This window comes from Vibrio sp. CB1-14, assembly GCF_040412085.2.
Taxonomy (GTDB): domain Bacteria; phylum Pseudomonadota; class Gammaproteobacteria; order Enterobacterales; family Vibrionaceae; genus Vibrio; species Vibrio chaetopteri.
Genome location: NZ_CP115920.1, coordinates 943,319 through 963,112, shown reverse-complemented (window position 1 = coordinate 963,112; position 19,794 = coordinate 943,319). Strand labels below are relative to the sequence as shown.

The window sequence follows — 19,794 nt, the reverse complement described above, 5'->3', positions numbered from 1 at the left end:
ATATCAATTCTTTGCTAATCTAGAGGCATTATATACCCAAATGCCTCGCAGTGTCAGTCAGGGAGCAAAGCTCAACCTGAACTAAGTTCACGCACATAAAAAGACTCGCCTTAAGCGAGCCTTTTTCATTGAGCTGAGTAAGAGAATTAATCCTCTTGCTGCTCGAGCAGTTTTTCCACCGCTTTTAGGCGCTTGTTCATCTCATCGATGCGATGAACGCGAGTCGCAGTCTTTCGCCACTCTTTGTTAGTCTGAAGAGGAATACCGGACGAATAGATGCCCTTTTCTGGCAAGCTGCGCATAACCATGCCCATACCCGTGACGATAACACCATCGGCGATCTCAATGTGACCATTAACCACACTTGCTCCGCCGATTTGGCAATATTTGCCAATCTTAGTACTACCAGCAACAATAGTACCACCCGCCATCGCTGTGCCATATCCGATGTGCACATTATGGGCAATCTGTATCTGGTTATCGATGATCACGTTATCTTCGATAATAGTGTCATCCAGAGCGCCGCGGTCAATCGTAGTACAAGCACCGATTTCAACGCGATTACCGATTCTCACCGTGCCAAGCTGAGGGATCTTAATCCACTCACCTTTTTCGTTGGCATAACCAAAACCATCAGAGCCAATAACGGTACTTGATTGCACTAGGCAATCCGACCCCATCACGACATCATGATAGATGGCAACGTTAGCCCAAAGCTTGGTATTGGCACCAAGTTTTGCACCTTTACCAATGAAACAACCTGCACCGATAACCACATTGTCACCAAGCTCTGCACCCGCTTCTACAACAGCATTCGCGCCAATAGCAACGTTGTTACCCAAGACGGCGTCTGGGGACACTACAGCGCTAGCTGCAATGCCTTCAGAAGCTGGGCTTGGCGTACTATCAAGCGCTTGAGCGACTTTTGCGTAAGCAACATACGGGTCTGCAACAACAAGAGCATTGGTTTTGCAATGTTCTAGTTCTGAAGCTTTTACCATAATCGCCGATGCGCGGCATTCGCCAAGATGCTTTGCGTACTTAACGTTGGTTAAAAACGTAATTTCGCCTTCGCAGGCTCGATCCATAGGGGCAACGGTGTGGATCTGAACATCCCCTTCACCATGTAATTCACCACCTGTGATTTCAGCAAGCTGTGCTAACGTCAATGCTGTCATGTTATTCCTACTAGCTAACTAATTACTTAAGAGAGTCGATAACTTTGCTTGAGATATTAAACTCTTCTTTCGCGTAGCCTACCGCTTGAATGTCGATGATCATGTCGTAGCCTTCTTTCTCTGCGACTTTTTCAACAGCTTCTTGGATAGTTTTGAATAGCTTTTGCTTTTCTTCAGCTTCGCGACGTTGGCTATCTTTCTCTAGAGCTTGGCCTTTGATCTTGTACTTGCTATCAAGCTGACCAATTTCGATACGCAGTTTTTCTACTTCTTCAGAACCTAGAAGCTCACCATCACGCTGTAGCTTTTCCATTTTCTTGGTAGCTTCCGCTTGGATTGCTTGTAGCTCAGCCGCTTTGTCTTTGAACTCGTTTTGTAGCTTTTGAAGCGTTGCTTCACGTTGTGGAAGCGCTTGGAAAACTTGTAGCGTGTTCACGTAGCCAATTTTCTGAGCCGCTTCTGCTGCTGTAGCAAACATTGAAGAGGTAAGGATAACTAGGCCAAGACCAGCCGCTTTCATCATATTTTTCAAGGTCGATTCCTCTGTTTAAAAAACTTGTAGTTGCTTACGCTGTGGGAGTGAATGCCACAGAATTAGAATGTGTTACCAATCGTGAAGGTGAACGCTTCTGTTTTATCACCTTCAAACTTCTTAACTGGAGTCGCTAGTGAAAACACCAGAGGTCCCATCGGAGACATCCACTGAACTGCCACACCAACCGATGCACGATAGTTCGATGGATCGGAGTAATCATAATAGTATTGCTTGCCTGGCATATTTGGATCCGGTGCTAGGTAGCTAAACTCAGTATCCCAAAGACTTGCTGCATCAAAAAACAGACTCGTACGGATCTGGTTACGGAATTCATCCGACGCAAACGGTGTTGGTACAATCAACTCAAGACTGGCCAATGCAACGGCGTTACCACCCACTGACTGCTCGGTTGCAGAGTAACATGGGTTGTTACCGCCAACGTTACCACAACCACCGCCATTTGGATCGTTATAGACCGCTTTAGGGCCTACCGAGTTCTGACGGAAACCACGTAGAGTAGAGAAACCACCCACATAGAAGTTTTCGTAGAACGGTAGCAAGTTGTCATTGCCGTTCGTTTGACCATAGCCATTGCCGTAGCCTAGACGACCTTTCAACAATAACGTAAAGCTGTGGCTTTGGGTAATCGGAAAATACTGTCTGACATCATATTGTGCCTTGAAGTATTGAACATCCGAACCAGGTACGGTCACTTTTCCGTAAAGTTTTTGATGGTTGCCCGCTGTAGGGAAACGACCACGGTTTAGATTGTTACGTGTCCAAGCTGCTGTCAGGTGGAAATCGTCGGTAATCAAGTTACCTTCAGCGTCGCGGTTCTTCTCTTGTGCTTGTAGGAATTTCTCAATCTGCACGTACTCTTTAATATTACCAAGACGGCTATGAGTGTAACCACCACCAAACTCTAAGTAGTTAAGTTCATCAACCGGGAAACCCCAAGTCAACGTACCGCCGTAGCTTTGGTCGGTATAGTCAATAATACCTGCTTTCGATGCTTCAAATTCGTTGTAGAAGATCTGACCACCCAAACTTACTCCATCGAGGTTCCAGTATGGGTCGCGGTAATCAAGAGTAATGTTCTTCTGGTATTTGTTGGTCATCGCACTGATACCAACTCGATCACCGGTACCAGCAAAGTTATCCTGCTGCAAACCAACCTGGAAGCTGATACCCGATTCTGTACCATAGCCAACACCAAAGTTCACGCTGCCTGAGTTTGCTTCTTTGACATCGTAAACCAAATCAACTTGGTCTTCAGAACCTGGGACTCGTACCGTTTGGACGTCAACGGTTTCAAAGAAACCTAATCGATTCAGGCGGTTTTTACCCGTTTCAATCGATTTCGAGTTCAACCAGCTAGACTCCATCTGACGCATTTCACGGCGCAATACTTCATCTTTAGTTGAGTTATTACCTGTGAATCGGATATCTCGTACGTAGATTCGGTTGCCCGCTTCAACGTTGATCACCAACGATACTTCATTGGTCTCATCATTGAACTCTGGAATGGTTCTTACTTGTGGATACGCATAACCAGACTCACCAAGCACACGCTTAATGTTCTCTTCCAGTGCCGTCACGCTTGAGCCGTTGTAAGTATCACCGTCAGCAAACGGTACCATACCCTCAAACTCGGCTTGCTTACCGATCAACTGGCCACGGAAGTTCACATCTTTAATTCGATACGCTTCGCCTTCATCGATACCCAGCGTGATGTATACGCCTTTTTTATCTGGTGAAATAGATACTTGTGTTGTATCGACTTTGAATTTCAGATAACCGCGATCAAGATAGTAAGACTTGAGCGCTTCGATATCGCCGGCCAGTACCTGTTTCTGATACTTATCGTCAGACAAGAAGTTCCACCAAGCCACATCCACATTCAAGTTGAATCGAGACAATAGCTCTTCGTCTGGGAATACCGTGTTACCAATGAAGTTGATCTGTTTGATCTTAGCAGAGACACCTTCAGTAAACACAAACTTCAAGTCCGCACGGTTACGTGGCAGAGGTGTCACGACCGCTTGAACTTTTGCGTTGTATTTACCCACACTGTAGTAAAAGTCTTCTAGACCTTTCTCTATGTTGCTCAGGGTCGTACGATCCAAAGCCTCACCGACAACCACACCCGATGCATCCAAGTTTTGTTGCAACTGTTCTTCTTTGATGGCTTTGTTGCCAGAGAACGAGATGCTAGCTACCGTCGGTCGCTCTTTAACGCGAACGACCAGCGCGTCATTGTCGCGCAATACTTTAATGTCTTCAAAGTTACCGGACTGGTAGAGAGCATTGATGATTTCTGAAATGTCTTTGCCATCGATAGAATCACCAATACGCACAGGCATTTTTAGTAGCGCCGCACCCAGTGCAACCCTCTGTAAACCCTCAATACGAATGTCCTGTACAACAAAATCCTCAGCCCCATTCGCCGACACGCTCGTCGCCAGTAGAGATGCGAATAGAATATGCTTAATCGCCATACCTGCTCTAATTATTCCTTGCTAATACTGCTGCCCGAATTCTGATATCAAAGGCGTGTAAAATCGTTAAAAATCGCGATGAGCATCAATGAGAAGATAATCGCGCCTCCCACTCGATACCCTATTTCTTGTACTTTTTCTGGTACTGGTCGTCTAATCACTGCCTCAATGGCAAAAAACATCAAATGCCCACCATCTAACATTGGTAGCGGCACTAAATTGATGATCCCTAGGTTGACACTAATTAGCGCCAAAAAACCTAAGAAATAAACCAGTCCATAATCTGCTGTGGTACCTGCGCCTTTGGCAATTGAGATAGGTCCACTCAGATTGTTTAGCCCCACATCACCGACAATAAGCTTCTTCAGCATAGTGATGGTGAGCTCTATAATTTGTCCGGTCTTAACGACGGCTTTACCCACCGCTTCAATAGGACCGTATTGTAGATCAAAGCGATAGCTTTCCGGCCACTCCCCTACATCTGGAGCGATGCCTGCAAAACCAATCTGTGAACCGTCTGCCAGCTCTCTTGAACCTGGCACCAAGGTCAAATCAATGGCTTCGCCTTGTCTTTCAACCGTCAAAGGCAATGGCGTGTTTGCGCTTCCCTGAATTGCCACGACCACCTGCTGCCATTCGCTTACCTGTGCACCATCAACCGCCGTAATGGTATCTCCTGCTTGCAAGCCTGCAGTCGCGCCAGCGCCATCCGCACTCACATTGACAAGGGTCATCTTGATCTCAGGGGTGAACGGCGTAAAACCAAGCGTCCCCATAGCAGACTCTGTTTCTGGGTTAAAGTTCCACGATTGCAGATCAAGTGTTAACTTTTTGTCCATTCCTATTTGGTTGTCTGATGACACTGTGATCGTCATCTGGTTATCACCAATATGTGACACCAAGCCGAGATTGACCGATTCCCAATCGAGAGTCTGCTTACCATCAACCGATAATATTTGCATGCCAGACTCAATGCCAGCTTGCGCAGCAATCGAGCTTGGCGTGACTTGACCAACGACTGGCTTCACCGCTGGCACACCAATAAGGAACACTAACCAATAAGCGAAAACCGCAAAAAAAGAAGTTAAATGCTGGCCCCGCCCCTACAATAGCGGTTCTTTTCCATAGAGGCTTTTTATCAAAAGCATACTTGTGATCTACTTCAGAGACTTCATCCACACGGCTGTCGAGCATCTTGACATAACCACCGAGAGGAATAAGAGAAATGCTGTATTCCGTGCCATCTTTGCCCACTTTAGACCAGATTGACTTACCGAAACCAATCGAGAACTTCTCGACATACACGCCACAGCGGCGCGCCACCCAGAAGTGCCCATATTCGTGCACGGCAACTAAAATGCCAAGTGCGACGATAAAGGACGCCAGATTCCACAAAAGTTCAGTCATAACAGGGTCTCTTACTAAAACCGGTCTTTAAATTATACCGTTCTAGGATAAACAGGTTTCAATTAAAACGAGCGCGCTATCTCACGTGCATAACTGCGAGCCATTCTATCTAGCTCAAGAATAGTTTCCAAGTTATCCAATTGTTTAAATTCATTTGATGCGCAGACTTTCGACATAACACGTTCATTTATTGAGCTTATATCGGTAAATCGAATGCTTCCTGCTAAGAATGCTTCCACCGCAACTTCATTGGCAGCGTTAATAGCCGTTGTCGCATGCTGACCTTCGAAACATGCCTCCATCGCCAACGCCAAGCATGGATAACGAGAATAGTCTGGCTCAAGGAATGTCAGCTCACCGACCTTAGTGAAGTCTAGCGGCTTAACGCCGGCTGAAATACGATCTGGATATGACATAGAGTAAGCAATTGGTGTGGCCATATCAGGCTCCCCCATCTGCGCTAATACCGAACCATCACTGTATTGAACCATAGAGTGAATAACAGACTGCGGGTGGATTATCACTTTCAGTTGATCTTTGGACGTGTTGAACAGCCAACGTGCTTCAATAAACTCAAGACCCTTGTTCATCATCGTCGCTGAGTCGACGGAAATTTTAGGCCCCATAGACCAGTTGGGGTGCGCAATGGCTTCAGCTGGGGTTTTATTTGGCAACTCGACCACATCAGTGTAGCGGAAAGGACCACCCGAACCAGTAAGAAGGATATGATTGACCCCAGCGTCACTGAGCTGGCAATGGCCAAGATTAGTTTGAATATGGGCTGGCAAACATTGGAAGATCGCATTGTGTTCACTGTCAACAGGCAGTAATGACGCTCCATGCTCTCGCACAGCATCGATAAACAATTGCCCTGACATCACCAACGCTTCTTTGTTGGCGAGCAGCACACGCTTACCGGCTTTAACCGCAGCAAGTGTTGGCATCAGACCCGCAGCACCAACAATCGCAGCCATCACCATATCCACTTCACTCGCGCTGGAAACATCACACATGGCTTGCTCGCCAAAAAGCACTTGTGTGCGTGCACCAGGTACAAGCAGTGATTTGAGCTGCTTAGCATCCGCTTCTTCGCTCAACACCGCATACTCAGGCTGCCATGCAGCACAAAGCTCTGCCATTTTGGTGACATTTCTGCCGCCAACGAGCGCGTAGATATTGAAAGCTGATGGGTTTTCCGAGACAACTTTTAAAGTGCTAGCGCCAATAGAGCCAGTAGCACCTAAAATGGTGAGATTTTGCATGCGAATTACAACCACTGTTAAACCAAAGAGAGAGTGACGAATTCACTCTCTCTTTAGAACATTAAAACACGAGATATAGGAGGGCAAAGACTGGGAAAGCTGCTGTCAGACTATCAACGCGATCAAGCACCCCTCCATGGCCAGGTATGATGTTACTGCTGTCTTTAATTTTCGAAACACGCTTAAACATACTTTCTACCAAATCACCTAATACGGAAATCACTACTGTCGCTAAAGTAATGATAGCCATACTGGTGAAGCTGGCAAATTGGATATCAAAGATCGTTGAGCTACCCCAAGCCACAATAAGCGCCGCCGCAATGCCTCCCAATAAACCTTCAATGGTTTTGTTAGGACTAACATTTGGCGCCATTTTGCGCTTACCCATGCTTTTACCAGCAAAGTAAGCACCACTGTCGGCTGCCCAAACAATCAGGCACACAAAGAGCACTAGCTTAGAGCCATAGTAAGGATCAAGGTTATAGTGCTGACCGCGAAGAATAACGATACTCCACAAGAATGGAACGAGCGTCAAAATGCCAAACAGATGCCGAAGAAAGTTAGAACGCTCCCAAAGTACCGAAGACCTAGGGTATGTCATCGCGAGTCCACTTGCGAGCAACCACCAACCAAACCCGACACCGAGAATCGCGATGTGCGCAGGAGCAACACCATTGAGAGACACTACATCAAACGGAACCAAAGCCAATGAGGCAACCAGTGCACCTGCTGTCGGCAACATCGCAAGTAAGCGAGACGGAGTTTTAGTAAACTGTGCCCATTCCCAAACGCCAATCATAGTAATTGCGGAAACAAGGCCTAAAAACCACAAAAGTGGCAAAGAAAAGATCCCCCAGACCACCAGCGGTGCTAGGATCAGGGCGGTAATAATTCGTTGTTTCAAATCAAATCGTCCTTAATTGGCTTCCATTAACGCTTTGACTTGTTCTCCGGTACACCCGAAGCGTCGCTCGCGGTTAATAAACCAGGTAATCGCTTTAACGAGAGTATCTTCGTTAAACTCTGGCCAGTACTCATCCATAAAGTACATTTCAGCATAGGCCATCTGCCAAAGCATGAAGTTGCTGATGCGACACTCACCACTGGTGCGGATAAGTAGGTCAACGTCTGGCAAGTCTGACATGGTGACATTTTGGCTGATCATGTCTTCGGTAATATCCGATGCATTCAACTCGCCTTTCTCGACCATCGCGGCCAAGGTTTTTGTCGCCTGCAAGATATCCCACTTGCCGCCATAGTTTGCTGCAACATTGACCACCGTACCGGTGTTGTTTTCGGTCAGCGCTTCCGCTTCCGCGATTTTGCGTTGCAGTCTGTCGTTAAAGCGCGACTTATCGCCGATAATGCGCAGCCTTAAATTGTTCTTATGGAGTTTTTTAATTTCACTTGATAGAACGGTGATAAAGAGTTCCATCAATAAGCCAACTTCGTCCTCAGGACGACGCCAATTCTCGCTGCTAAACGCAAACAAGGTCACGGCTTGAATATTTAGCTTAGCCGCCGCTGAAATCGTTTTACGAACCGCGGAAACGCCTTTTTTGTGCCCGAATACGCGAGGCTTGCCTTTGGACTTTGCCCAACGGCCGTTGCCATCCATGATAATCGCGATATGTTTAGGAAGGGCTTCGTTGAAGGTGTCTGAGTTCTGCATAAAAGAGTGTAGTTATAATTGGGACGAACAGAGTAGCATAAAAAAACGCTGTGCTGTCAGCACAGCGTCTTCACAAGAGTCAATCGATGAAAAATTAGACTTCCATCAACTCTTTTTCTTTCGCTGCTAGCAACTCGTCAACGTTCTTAACGGCTGCGTCAGTGATCTTCTGGATTTCGTCCTGCGCTTTACGATCTTCGTCTTCAGAGATCTCTTTGTCTTTAAGTAGCGCTTTTAGTTCGCCGTTAGCATCACGACGGATGTTACGGATAGCAACGCGGCCACCTTCTGCTTCGCCACGAACAATCTTAACGAGGTCTTTACGACGCTCTTCTGTAAGTGGTGGAAGTGGAACACGGATAACCGTACCCGCTGACATTGGGTTTAGACCTAGGTCAGACATCATGATCGCTTTTTCAACTTTAGGCGCTAGCTCTTTGTCGAATACCGTGATTGCTAGAGTACGTGCATCTTCAGCAATAACGTTAGCAACTTGGTTCAGAGGCGTTGGCGCACCGTAGTACTCAACAGATAGACCTTGAAGAAGGCTTGGGTGTGCACGACCTGTACGGATTTTAGTTAGGTTGTTTTTTAGTGCTTCTACACTTTTTGCCATGCGCTCTTGAGCGTCTTGTTGGATTTCGTTAATCACAATATCACCTTAAATAATAGTAACCTGAAAGCCACTATGCTTTCAGGCTATGTCCTTCGATAATTCTGGTTAAGAGTGTACTCTTATTCTGCGTCGCTGATAAGCGTGCCTTCTGCTTCACCCATCACAACTCGGCGAAGTGCACCTGGCTTGTTCATGTTGAATACACGAATTGGCATCTTGTGATCACGTGCCAATGTGAATGCAGCCAAGTCCATTACTTTCAGTTCTTTGTCTAAAACTGAGTTGTAAGAAAGCTTATCACATAATACTGCATCTGGGTTAGCCACTGGATCGGCAGTAAATACACCATCTACTTTGGTTGCTTTAAGAACAACGTCAGCTTCGATTTCGATGCCACGTAGACACGCAGCAGAGTCAGTTGTGAAGAATGGGTTACCTGTACCTGCTGAGAAGATAACAACGCGACCTTGACGAAGTTCGCGAATCGCATCAGCCCAGTTGTAATCGTCACATACACCTTTAAGTGGGATAGCAGACATTACGCGCGCATTTACGTAAGCACGGTGTAGAGCATCACGCATTGCTAGACCATTCATCACAGTCGCTAGCATACCCATGTGATCACCAACAACACGGTTCATACCTGCTTCCGCAAGACCTGCACCACGGAATAGGTTACCACCACCAATTACGACACCAACTTGAACACCCAGTTCTACTAGCTCTTTTACTTCCTGAGCCATACGGTCTAGGACTTTAGGATCAATACCAAAGCCTTCTTCGCCTTGTAGAGCCTCGCCACTAAGTTTTAACAGAATACGTTGATAAGCAGGTTTTGGGTTCGTTGTCATGGAGTATACCTTCCAAAGAGTTATCGATTAACGGTCATGGGTAGAGACTCGGATTAAATCCCAACTCATGACGGCTAAAAAATAACGACTAGCCTAGTCGTAAAAAGACCGCAGCCTTGGCTACGGTCTTGAATTCAGCAAAACATGAAAGGATTAACCTTTCTGTACCGCCGCAACTTCTTCAGCAAAGCTCATTTCAGCTGCTTTCTCGATACCCTCACCAACTTCTAGACGAACGAAGTTAGATACTGTAGCGCCTTTCTCTTTCAAGATTTCGCCAACAGTTTTCTTAGGTTCCATGATGAAAGCTTGACCTGTTAGAGAGATTTCGCCCGTGAATTTCTTCATACGGCCAACAACCATTTTCTCTGCGATTTCAGCAGGTTTGCCTTCGTTCATAGCGATTTCAACTTGAACTGCTTTTTCTTTCTCTACTACGTCAGCTGGTACGTCTTCTGGGTTAACGAACTCAGGCTTAGAAGCAGCAACGTGCATAGCAACGTGCTTGATCGTTTCTTCGTCTGCTTCACCAGCAACAACAACACCGATGCGGTCGCCGTGACGGTAAGAACCAACTTTAGCGCCTTCGATGAACTCAACACGACGGATGCTGATGTTCTCACCGATTTTAGCAACTAGAGCGATACGCGCTTCTTCAAACTTAGCTTGAAGCTCAGCAACGTTAAGCTTCTCAGCTAGTGCAGCATCAGCAACTTCGTTAGCAAATGCTAGGAAGCTCGAATCTTTAGCAACGAAGTCTGTTTGGCAGTTAACTTCAAGAAGAGCAGCAACGCCAGCGTCTTCTTTAATGATAATAGTACCTTCAGCAGCAACGTTACCTGCTTTTTTAGCAGCCTTAGCAGCACCGCTTTTACGCATGTTTTCAATTGCTAGTTCGATATCAGCATTTGCTTCAACAAGTGCTTTTTTACATTCCATCATGCCAGCGCCAGTGCGCTCGCGAAGTTCTTTTACAAGAGCAGCAGTTACAGTTGCCATTCTTAAATCCTCAGTTGATTCCAATTAAGGTAAAAATCAGGGGCACACATTCGGCCCCTGATGCTAACTATAACTCAGTCTATATGACGACAGTCATGTCGACAAAACTAAGTTAGGCTTGAGCCGCTATTATTCAGCTTCTTCTACGAAACCGTCTTTATCAGCTACAGCAGCAACGTCTTGGTTGCGACCTTCTTTAACCGCGTCTGCAGCAGCGTTTAGGTAAAGCTGTACTGCACGGATAGCATCGTCGTTACCTGGGATAACGAAATCAACGCCGTCTGGGTTAGAGTTAGTATCAACAACAGCGTAAACTGGGATACCTAGGTTGTTTGCTTCTTTAACAGCGATGTGCTCGTGATCAGCGTCGATTACGAATAGAGCGTCTGGTAGGCCGCCCATGTTCTTGATACCACCAAGAGACTTCTCTAGCTTCTCCATTTCGCGAGTGCGCATTAGAGCTTCTTTCTTAGTTAGTTTCTCGAAAGTACCGTCTTGAGCTTGTGCTTCGAAATCTTTTAGACGCTTGATAGACTGACGAACAGTTTTGTAGTTCGTTAGCATACCGCCCAACCAACGGTTGTTCACGTAGAACTGGTCAGCGTTGATTGCAGCTTCTTTAACAGCTTCAGATGCAGCGCGCTTAGTACCAACGAAAAGAACTTTACCTTTCTTCTCACCGATTTTAGCTAGCTCAGCTAGTGCATCGTTGAACATTGGTACAGTTTTTTCTAGGTTGATGATGTGTACGCGGTTACGAGCACCAAAGATGAATGGCTTCATTTTTGGGTTCCAGTAACGAGTCTGGTGACCGAAGTGAACACCAGCTTTTAGCATATCGCGCATTGATACAGTTGCCATTTTAAATTCCTCTATGGGGTTAGGCCTCCACATTTCCCATGGTTCCGACTTGGTATGAATGATTACTCAAGCACCCCGGAACATGTGACGAAATGTGTGTGGATTTAAATTAAAGTATGTTGATGCACAACCCAACTCGCCACTATCCTGCAGAGAGTGAAGAGACTAAGTCCTGTCATCGGCGCGCTTTATACCATATTTAAGGGGTCTATTTCCAGAAAAATCGCAATAAATGTACAAAGTGACAGCGATTCAATAGATGAACTCTTAGCAAACCCAAACTACACTGAGTTACGTATCAACAGGGAAGTGAGAGTTATTCTTGTTGCGCTTAATCTCGCCACTGATAGAATAACGCGTCAATTTAAAACACAGAGAACACAGATGTCTATCAAAATCAAAACTGAAGCTGAAATCGAAAGAATGCGAATCGCAGGTAAGCTTGCAGCAGAGCTTTTAGAAATGATCGAACCTCATGTAAAAGAGGGAGTCACGACTGAGGAGCTAGATAGAATTTGTGCTGAATATACTCGTGAAAAAGGGGCGTATTCTGCGCCACTCGATTACCACGGTTATCCAAAATCGATCTGTACATCTATCAACCACATCGTTTGTCACGGCATCCCGGCACAACAAGACGAGATGGGCACGACAGGTAAACTCAAGCCAGCCGTTCTTAAAAACGGCGACATTGTAAACGTCGACGTGACGGTGATTATCCCTAACGATGAAAACGCATCGCTGGATACTCGCCCTGAAGGCTACCACGGTGACACATCTAAAATGTTCCTAGTAGGTGACGTGTCTCCTGCAGACAAGCGTCTAGCTATGGTTGCACAAGAAGCGCTATACCTTGGCATGAAAACCGTTAAACCGGGCTCAACAGTTGGCGATATCGGTACTGAAATTGAGAAGTTTATTAAAGCGAACAACAAAAAGAACCCGCGCAACAAGTTCTCTATTGTTAAAGATTTCTGTGGCCACGGTATCGGCTCTGAGTTCCATGAAGAACCACAAGTGGTTCACTACAAGAATAACGACCGCCGCGTTCTAAAAGAAGGCATGGTGTTTACTATCGAGCCAATGATCAATGCTGGTAAGTTTGGTTGCAGCATTGACGCAGAAGACGACTGGACGGTGTACACAGGCGATGGCAAAAACTCCGCACAGTGGGAGCACACTATTGTCGTAACTAAGACAGGTTGTGAAGTACTCACGCTGCGTAGCGATGAAAGCATTCCTCGCCACATGAACAACCTATAAGCTTCGCTTATCACGTTGGTAAAAATATCCCCATTCGCTGGGGATATTTTTTTATCCGGCCTATTTTGGTATAACCCTTGTTAGTGACATTTTTTTGCTTGCACGGATTGCACATATGACTTTTCAAAGCCCAACATCGCTCAGTGATGAGCAACTCAATATTCAAGAGCTCAAAGCTCAACTCGAAACCTTTGCCGAACATCAAAAACAAGAGTTCCTCAATCACCACCCAATAACCGACCTGGTGCTCGGCCGTTCGGACTACATCGACCAGCTATTACGTCGCCTTTGGTCAGCCTCTGAACTGTCTAACCAAACCTATCTGTCACTAGTGGCGGTCGGGGGTTATGGTCGTGGTGAGCTTCACCCGCTTTCTGATATCGATATTTTACTGGTATCACGTAAAAAGATACCCACCTCTTTAGAAAGTACTATCAGCGAGTTCATCACCTTACTCTGGGATCTCAAACTAGAAGTCGGTCATGCAGTGCGCACCGTCGATGAATGCATTGAAATCGGTCAATCCGATTTAACCGTTGCCACCAACTTACAAGAAGCCAGACTTCTGTGCGGCAGCGAAGACACCTTTTCTCAATTAAAAGCACAAATAGATTCCGACAACTTTTGGCCTTCAGAAACGTTCTATAACGCAAAAATCGAAGAGCAGCGCGCACGTCACGCTAAATATCACGACACAACGTACAACCTTGAGCCCGACATTAAGTCCACTCCCGGCGGCCTACGTGACATCCACACACTAAGCTGGGTGGCACGCAGCCACTTTGGTGCTACGTCGCTCTATGAGATGAGCCGCTTCGGTTTTCTCACTGATGCTGAGTACCGCGAGCTAGTCGAGTGTCAGAACTTCCTATGGCGAGTGCGTTTTGCTCTGCATATTGAGCTTAGACGTTACGACAACCGTCTGATGTTCGCCCACCAAGCACAAGTGGCAGAAAACTTAGGGTTTGTCGGTGAAGGCAACGTCGCTGTAGAGACCATGATGAAAGAGTTCTACCGCACGTTAAGACGGGTTGCTGAGCTCAACAAGATGCTCCTCAAACTGTTCGATCAAGCCATCGTAAACAAAGGTCAGATCCAGCAAGCCGAGATCCTCGATGACGACTTTCAACGTCGAGGCAAGCTGATTGAGGCCAGAAAGCCCGCGCTATTTCAAGCACGCCCAGAGACCATACTCGATATGTTTATACATATCGCCAACGACTCCAGTATTGAAGGTGTCAGCCCCGCAACGCTAAGGCAGCTGCGCACCGCAAGACGCAGATTGAATAAGTTCTTACACACTATCCCTGAAGCAAGGGAAAAGTTTATGGACTTGGTTCGCCATCCGAACGCCCTTCACCGCGCATTTCGATTGATGCACAAGCTTGGCGTGCTGGCGGCTTACCTTCCACAGTGGAGCCAAATCGTTGGCCAGATGCAATTTGACCTGTTCCACGTTTACACCGTCGATGAGCACAGTGTACGTCTTCTCAATCATATCCATACCTATAGCCTTGAAGAGAGCTATAGCAAACATCCTATCTGCTGTGAAATCTACCCAAGGATGCACAAGAAAGAGCTGCTGATATTAGCGGCGATTTTCCATGATATCGGCAAAGGACGCGGCGGTGACCACTCTGAGATTGGCGCAGTAGAAGCGTATGACTTCTGCATGCAGCACGGCTTATCAAAACCAGAAGCAAAGCTCGTTTCTTGGCTGGTACAAAATCACTTGCTGATGTCAGTGACCGCTCAGCGCCGCGACATTTACGATCCCGATGTCATCATAGAATTCGCTAAAAAAGTCCGCGATGAAGAATACCTCGAGTATTTACTTTGCTTAACTGTCGCTGATATCAGCGCTACCAACCCTGAACTTTGGAACAGTTGGAAGCGCACCTTATTGGCGGAGCTTTTCTACTCTACTCAACGCGTGTTGCGCCGAGGGTTGGAAAACCCTGTCGATGTGCGGGATCGTATTCGTCACAATCAGCAGTTGGCTTCCGCCCTACTTCGCAAACAGAATTTTGTTGCCCGTGAAATAGAAGTTCTATGGCAGCGCTTTAAGGCGGATTACTTCCTGCGTCATACGCATAAGCAGATCGCATGGCACAGCGAACATATCCTCAAGCTTGAAGATCCATCCAAACCGTTAGTTTTGATGAGTAAAAACGCCACTCGAGGTGGTACAGAAGTCTTTGTCTACAGCAAAGACCAACCAGCTCTGTTTGCGACCGTAGTCGCAGAGCTCGATAGACGTAACTTTAACGTCCATGACGCACAAATCATGACCAGTAAAGATGGTTTTGTGCTTGATACTTTTATGGTGCTTGATCAGCATGGTGATGCCATTGAATGCAGCCGTCATTCGGCGGTCATCAAACATCTCATCCATGTGCTAGAGGATGGTAGACCAACCAAGATCAAAACGCGCCGCGCACCAAGAAACCTCAAACACTTTAACGTAAAAACCAAAGTCGACTTTTTACCAACTAAAGGTAAGAAGCGTACCTTAATGGAGCTTGTGGCGCTCGATGCTCCGGGCTTGCTGGCTAAAGTCGGTGCGACCTTTGCCCTGTTAAATCTGAGCCTTCACGGGGCAAAAATCACCACCATCGGTGAGCGAGCAGAAGATTTATTTATCTTAACCGGCGAGAATGGCTCACGTCTTACTGATGAAGAGCAAGCGATTTTGAAGCAAAAGCTCCAAGAGAACATTTCAGAGCAAATCACTAGTTAAGGCAGTGTAGCCAGCCCATGTAACTGGTTAAAGTTCACTCACCAGTAACTTCACACAAAGGAGATCGCCATTTAGGCGATCTCCTCCACATTTCTCTGTAAACCGCACTTTAATCAACTATCTACCCTAATCATTGCCTGCTACAGTTGTAGAAGAAACACACAACCTAAGAGGTCATCTATGTATCCAAACCTCATTGGTTTAGGCATTCAAGATCCTAAACAAATAGAGCGTTACTCCCTACGCCAAGAAGCGCATAAAGATGTGTTAAAAATCTATTTTCGTAAGCAGAAGGGCGAGCTCTTTGCGAAAAGTGTTAAGTTCAAATATCCAAGGCAAGTCAAAAACGTCCGTACTGACAGTAGTAGTCAAAACTACAAGCAAGTCACTGAAATCAATCGCAACCTGACACTGGTTATTGATGAACTGAATCGTCTTACCAAGCCAATTGAAGCGACAGAAGTCGATGTTAAACAGAAGATCCTTTCCGACCTTCGCCACCTAGAAAAAGTCGTATCAAGCAAGATTGCCGAAATAGAGGCTGATTTAGAAAAACTGAAGTAACTCCCTATTTAACCAGTCAAAAAAAATGCTCCCTATTGGGTAATGCTTGTAAGTTAAGAAGCTAACACCTTTTAGAAGGCCTAGTCGCATAGCGACTGGGCCTTCTTTTTACCGCTCTTGGATAGCTCCTATCTCGCCTTTCTGGCAACGTAAAACTCTCAGCCATATCTAGGATATAGTTCATCACCTCCGGGATTCTTCCAGGTGCGACGGCAGGAAGGAGTTGTAACTGTCCTATTAAGAACAACGAAGCTTGTTTAAAGCCTATCTGGTAAGGCATTACCTTGTTTTGGTCGTAGGCCATTTGGCACATTAAGAACCGAAGTAAGTTATAGGCCAACAGCATCCCCCACAGTTCTTGTTCTATTAGTTCGGGCTTTTTGCTTCTTAGAGTCAGGTTGTTTTGAAGCATATATTGTTTCATCTCTCGATAACCCAACTCTATCTCCCATCGATGTCCATAAAGCTCTGAGATGTCTTTTCCTGGGTAGCGCAAGGGGTCAGTCATCGAGGTTAACAACCGTACCTCCTTACCCTTAATAGTCTTAGTTATCAATCGAGCTTCCAGTGTTTCTGGTGCATCGTGCCACTTTTCCTAGCTTGAGGGGATAGCTTTAATTCGACCAACTCTTGCCCACGCCCTAACTTGCGAAGCATTGTGTATTGAGCTCCTTTACGCATTGGAATAAGCCAATGCCTCTCTACCCTGTTGTCTGCCAACGGTGCAATAGTCCTAGAGCGTAAAAACCTCTATCGAAGATAGTTAGGCTATGGTCGGGAGAGCGCTCAATGAGCTCCGTAGTTAAGTCCACTTCGCTCTTTGATGTAGAGTCGAACGATGCACTATTTAGAAGGTGACTTGTCAGCTCCATATGGCAGACCATTCGGACCTGAGGGTATTCGGACGAGCACTTTTGATTCCGAGTTCGACTGAAGCGCTCATCATTGTCTTTAGTATCAGGGGTTCGCCAGACTACACCGTCGACCGCATGAAGTGTTAAACCATGCCAGTCTGGGTGGGGCGTTTTGTCATTCCATAGTTTCTGCGTTTGAGTAAAGACGGATTTCATGACATCGGAGCCCAGCCTTTGTCTTGCCTGAATTACTGCACTCGGAGCAACAAATGGCTTCTTACCTGGGAGAAGAATATCCAGCTTCGAGACGACCTTCTCCATGGACAAATGGCGATACAGAGACATCCCAACAACACTCCAAACCATCATTTCCATTGGTAACCTTCGTCTGCGAATAGTCGTAATTCCTGTATCTTCCAAACACTGGGAAATGAGTTCTGGAGAAAGCAGATCAGATAAACCCGAAAGTTGCTCTGCAGAGAATTGATGAACTTGGTTAAGAGCCTGTCTTAAAAACATAAAAAAAATCCGAGTGCATTGAATACACTCGGATTTTGACACTTTGAATGGATCGTTCAACCGATCATTTAGTTGTTAACTGATCGGCATTACCCTATTGGGAGCATTTTTCATATCGATAATTGAGCTTTCGCTTAAGGCGTGTAGTACGTTGCCGCACCAGGGCCTACTGGTAGACCTAGAAGGAATACCCATACGTAGAACAAGATACTCCAGCCTACGATAAAGCAGATTGAGTAAGGCAGCATGGTCGCGATCAGCGTACCAATGCCTAGGTTTTTCATATAGCGAGTCGCTACCGCAAGGATAAGACCAAAGTAGCTCATCATTGGCGTAATGATATTAGTCGTCGAGTCACCGATACGGTAAGCCGCCTGAATGGTCTCAGGAGCGTAACCGACTAACATTAGCATAGGCACGAAGATAGGAGCCGTTACTGCCCACTGCGCCGATGCAGAGCCAATCATCAGGTTGATGAAGCCACACATTAGGATAAATGCGAAGAACAGTGCAGGACCTGTTAGACCAATAGTCTGTAGGAAGTCTGCGCCCGCTACTGCGAATACTTGACCAAAGTTCGTCCACTTAAAGAAGGCAACAAATTGCGCAGCGAAGAACACCAACACAATGTACATGCCCATCGAAGACATAGACTTAGACATAGCATCAATGACATCACGGTCATTCTTCATAGAGCCCGTTACTTTACCGTAAATAAAGCCAGGGATTGCGAAGAATACAAAGATGAAGGCTACGATACTCTTAAGGAATGGAGAGCCTGCAACTTGACCGTCAGCCGTACGAAGTACGCCGTTTTCTGGAACAACTGTCGATGCGATAATTGCGCTCACTACTAGAACCGCAATACCCGCCATTTTTAGGCCTTTCTTCTCAACCGCAGTCAAAGAGCCCATGCTGTCGTTAGACAAATCTTCTGAGGCTTCTTCATCGTTGTATTTACCAAGTTTTGGCTCAACGATTTTCTCAGTAACGAATGCACCTGTAATCGCAATGAAGAACGTAGAGATGAACATGAAGTACCAGTTCGACTCTGGACCAACTGTATAGGTTGGATCGATCATTTGCGCAGCTGTTTCAGTGATACCTGAAAGCAGTGGGTCTACCGTACCGATAAGTAGGTTCGCAGAATAACCACCCGATACACCAGCAAACGCAGCAGCAAGACCGGCGAGAGGGTGACGTCCTAAAGAGTGGAACAGCATCGCTGCCAACGGAATAAGTACGACGTAACCAAGCTCTGAAGCTGTGTTAGAAATGATACCAGCAAATACGACTGTCACCGTTACCATGCGCTTAGATGCACCCATAACTAGACCACGCATTGCAGCTGAAAGCATGCCTGAGTGCTCAGCGATCGCTACACCAAGCATCGCAACGAGTACGGTACCAAGTGGTGCGAAGCCTGTGAAGTTTTTCACTAGGTTAGTCACAATTAACTGTAGGCCTTCAGCATTAACAAGGCTCACAACCTCAATCATACCGTTAGCAGCACGACCAGCAGCGCCTTCAGGGCGAGGATCAGCAACGGCAACATCGAAGTAGCCAGCGATGCCAGACATGACAAGAATAGCTAGACAGAAAATTGCAAATAGTGTGATTGGGTGGGGCAATAGGTTCCCCAAGTACTCAACGCCGTCTAGAAAACGGGTAAATAGAGGCTTTTTTGGCTTGTTGTGTTTCATTGTGGCAGATGAACTCATCTGTCCCCTCCTTTTTTATATTGTCCTAGCTGTTAACAAAGTTCTTTAGTTCAGATGACACTCATCGGTCTTATTTCTGACAACTTTGTAAAAAGCAGGCGCAGGGTACGTGAGCGAGCTCAATAATAAAAGCCTAAAATGTTGCCAATTGTAAATTCAGTGCGATTTTCAACCATTATGTTAGCAACTATACAATGACTTATATTGATCTAAATATAAAATAAACTATAACATTCTTGTGACATATTCATCTT

General features: G+C 46.1%; 14 protein-coding genes and 2 pseudogenes. 3 read left to right on the top strand and 13 right to left on the bottom strand.

What is annotated here, in order from left to right; translation table 11 throughout:
- Positions 1–146: 146 nt before the first annotated feature.
- From lpxD to rpsB, 11 genes and pseudogenes are all read right to left on the bottom strand, one after another.
- On the bottom strand, positions 147–1,178 hold the full coding sequence (gene lpxD, locus PG915_RS04305) for a UDP-3-O-(3-hydroxymyristoyl)glucosamine N-acyltransferase (protein ID WP_353498009.1): 1,032 nt from the start codon (positions 1,176–1,178) through the stop codon (positions 147–149).
- 22 nt (positions 1,179–1,200) lie between these two features.
- Positions 1,201–1,701 carry an OmpH family outer membrane protein gene (locus PG915_RS04300; protein WP_042500989.1) on the bottom strand — a complete coding sequence of 167 codons (501 nt, stop codon included), beginning with the start codon at positions 1,699–1,701 and terminating at the stop codon, positions 1,201–1,203.
- Between the two features lie 71 nt (positions 1,702–1,772).
- On the bottom strand, positions 1,773–4,211 hold the full coding sequence (bamA, locus tag PG915_RS04295; protein ID WP_353498008.1) for an outer membrane protein assembly factor BamA: 2,439 nt from the start codon (positions 4,209–4,211) through the stop codon (positions 1,773–1,775).
- A 47-nt stretch (positions 4,212–4,258) separates the two neighbouring features.
- Positions 4,259–5,618 (bottom strand): annotated as a pseudogene (gene rseP, locus PG915_RS04290) (sigma E protease regulator RseP).
- Positions 5,619–5,680: 62 nt separating this feature from the next.
- On the bottom strand, positions 5,681–6,880 hold the full coding sequence (gene ispC, locus PG915_RS04285; RefSeq protein WP_353498007.1) for a 1-deoxy-D-xylulose-5-phosphate reductoisomerase: 1,200 nt from the start codon (positions 6,878–6,880) through the stop codon (positions 5,681–5,683).
- A 61-nt stretch (positions 6,881–6,941) separates the two neighbouring features.
- Positions 6,942–7,784, bottom strand: coding sequence for a phosphatidate cytidylyltransferase (locus tag PG915_RS04280; protein WP_353498006.1), 843 nt, complete (start codon positions 7,782–7,784; stop codon positions 6,942–6,944).
- Positions 7,785–7,796: 12 nt separating this feature from the next.
- Positions 7,797–8,552 (bottom strand): isoprenyl transferase, encoded by a 756-nt coding sequence (locus PG915_RS04275; protein WP_353498005.1) that lies wholly within the window; start codon positions 8,550–8,552, stop codon positions 7,797–7,799.
- A gap of 94 nt (positions 8,553–8,646) precedes the next feature.
- On the bottom strand, positions 8,647–9,204 hold the full coding sequence (gene frr / locus PG915_RS04270; protein WP_042476355.1) for a ribosome recycling factor: 558 nt from the start codon (positions 9,202–9,204) through the stop codon (positions 8,647–8,649).
- An 83-nt stretch (positions 9,205–9,287) separates the two neighbouring features.
- Positions 9,288–10,019, bottom strand: a complete 732-nt coding sequence (gene pyrH / locus PG915_RS04265) for a UMP kinase (protein WP_353498004.1) — start codon at positions 10,017–10,019, stop codon at positions 9,288–9,290.
- Positions 10,020–10,172: 153 nt separating this feature from the next.
- Positions 10,173–11,018, bottom strand: a complete 846-nt coding sequence (gene tsf / locus PG915_RS04260) for a translation elongation factor Ts (RefSeq protein ID WP_353498003.1) — start codon at positions 11,016–11,018, stop codon at positions 10,173–10,175.
- A 129-nt stretch (positions 11,019–11,147) separates the two neighbouring features.
- On the bottom strand, positions 11,148–11,879 hold the full coding sequence (rpsB, locus tag PG915_RS04255) for a 30S ribosomal protein S2 (protein ID WP_353498002.1): 732 nt from the start codon (positions 11,877–11,879) through the stop codon (positions 11,148–11,150).
- Positions 11,880–12,263: 384 nt separating this feature from the next.
- On the opposite strand from rpsB, the gene map reads away from it, so the two are divergent.
- The 3 genes from map (at position 12,264) to PG915_RS04240 (ending at position 16,446) form a co-directional block, all read left to right on the top strand.
- Entirely contained in the window at positions 12,264–13,142 is an 879-nt protein-coding gene (map, locus tag PG915_RS04250; RefSeq protein ID WP_353498001.1) for a type I methionyl aminopeptidase, read from the top strand.
- A gap of 115 nt (positions 13,143–13,257) precedes the next feature.
- The gene (glnD, locus tag PG915_RS04245; RefSeq protein WP_353498000.1) at positions 13,258–15,882 is read left to right on the top strand and encodes a bifunctional uridylyltransferase/uridylyl-removing protein GlnD; all 2,625 of its coding nucleotides are present in this window, start codon (positions 13,258–13,260) and stop codon (positions 15,880–15,882) included.
- A gap of 180 nt (positions 15,883–16,062) precedes the next feature.
- Positions 16,063–16,446 carry a DUF3461 family protein gene (locus tag PG915_RS04240; RefSeq protein WP_353497999.1) on the top strand — a complete coding sequence of 128 codons (384 nt, stop codon included), beginning with the start codon at positions 16,063–16,065 and terminating at the stop codon, positions 16,444–16,446.
- Positions 16,447–16,507: 61 nt separating this feature from the next.
- On the opposite strand, the pseudogene PG915_RS04235 reads toward PG915_RS04240, so the two are convergent.
- Both PG915_RS04235 and PG915_RS04230 read right to left on the bottom strand, forming a co-directional pair.
- Positions 16,508–17,819, bottom strand: a pseudogene (locus PG915_RS04235) (IS4 family transposase).
- A 134-nt stretch (positions 17,820–17,953) separates the two neighbouring features.
- The gene (locus PG915_RS04230) at positions 17,954–19,540 is read right to left on the bottom strand and encodes an AbgT family transporter (protein ID WP_353497998.1); all 1,587 of its coding nucleotides are present in this window, start codon (positions 19,538–19,540) and stop codon (positions 17,954–17,956) included.
- Between the last annotated feature and the right edge of the window lie 254 nt (positions 19,541–19,794).

What these genes read in the sequence shown, in the direction of transcription:
- lpxD (WP_353498009.1), bottom strand. Translation starts at nt 1,178, where the DNA reads ATGACAGCATTGACGTTAGCACAGCTTGCTGAAATCACAGGTGGTGAA.
- PG915_RS04300 (WP_042500989.1), bottom strand. Translation starts at nt 1,701, where the DNA reads ATGATGAAAGCGGCTGGTCTTGGCCTAGTTATCCTTACCTCTTCAATG.
- bamA (WP_353498008.1), bottom strand. Translation starts at nt 4,211, where the DNA reads ATGGCGATTAAGCATATTCTATTCGCATCTCTACTGGCGACGAGCGTG.
- ispC (WP_353498007.1), bottom strand. Translation starts at nt 6,880, where the DNA reads ATGCAAAATCTCACCATTTTAGGTGCTACTGGCTCTATTGGCGCTAGC.
- PG915_RS04275 (WP_353498005.1), bottom strand. Translation starts at nt 8,552, where the DNA reads ATGCAGAACTCAGACACCTTCAACGAAGCCCTTCCTAAACATATCGCG.
- pyrH (WP_353498004.1), bottom strand. Translation starts at nt 10,019, where the DNA reads ATGACAACGAACCCAAAACCTGCTTATCAACGTATTCTGTTAAAACTT.
- tsf (WP_353498003.1), bottom strand. Translation starts at nt 11,018, where the DNA reads ATGGCAACTGTAACTGCTGCTCTTGTAAAAGAACTTCGCGAGCGCACT.
- rpsB (WP_353498002.1), bottom strand. Translation starts at nt 11,879, where the DNA reads ATGGCAACTGTATCAATGCGCGATATGCTAAAAGCTGGTGTTCACTTC.
- map (WP_353498001.1), top strand. Translation starts at nt 12,264, where the DNA reads ATGTCTATCAAAATCAAAACTGAAGCTGAAATCGAAAGAATGCGAATC.
- glnD (WP_353498000.1), top strand. Translation starts at nt 13,258, where the DNA reads ATGACTTTTCAAAGCCCAACATCGCTCAGTGATGAGCAACTCAATATT.
- PG915_RS04240 (WP_353497999.1), top strand. Translation starts at nt 16,063, where the DNA reads ATGTATCCAAACCTCATTGGTTTAGGCATTCAAGATCCTAAACAAATA.
- PG915_RS04230 (WP_353497998.1), bottom strand. Translation starts at nt 19,540, where the DNA reads ATGAGTTCATCTGCCACAATGAAACACAACAAGCCAAAAAAGCCTCTA.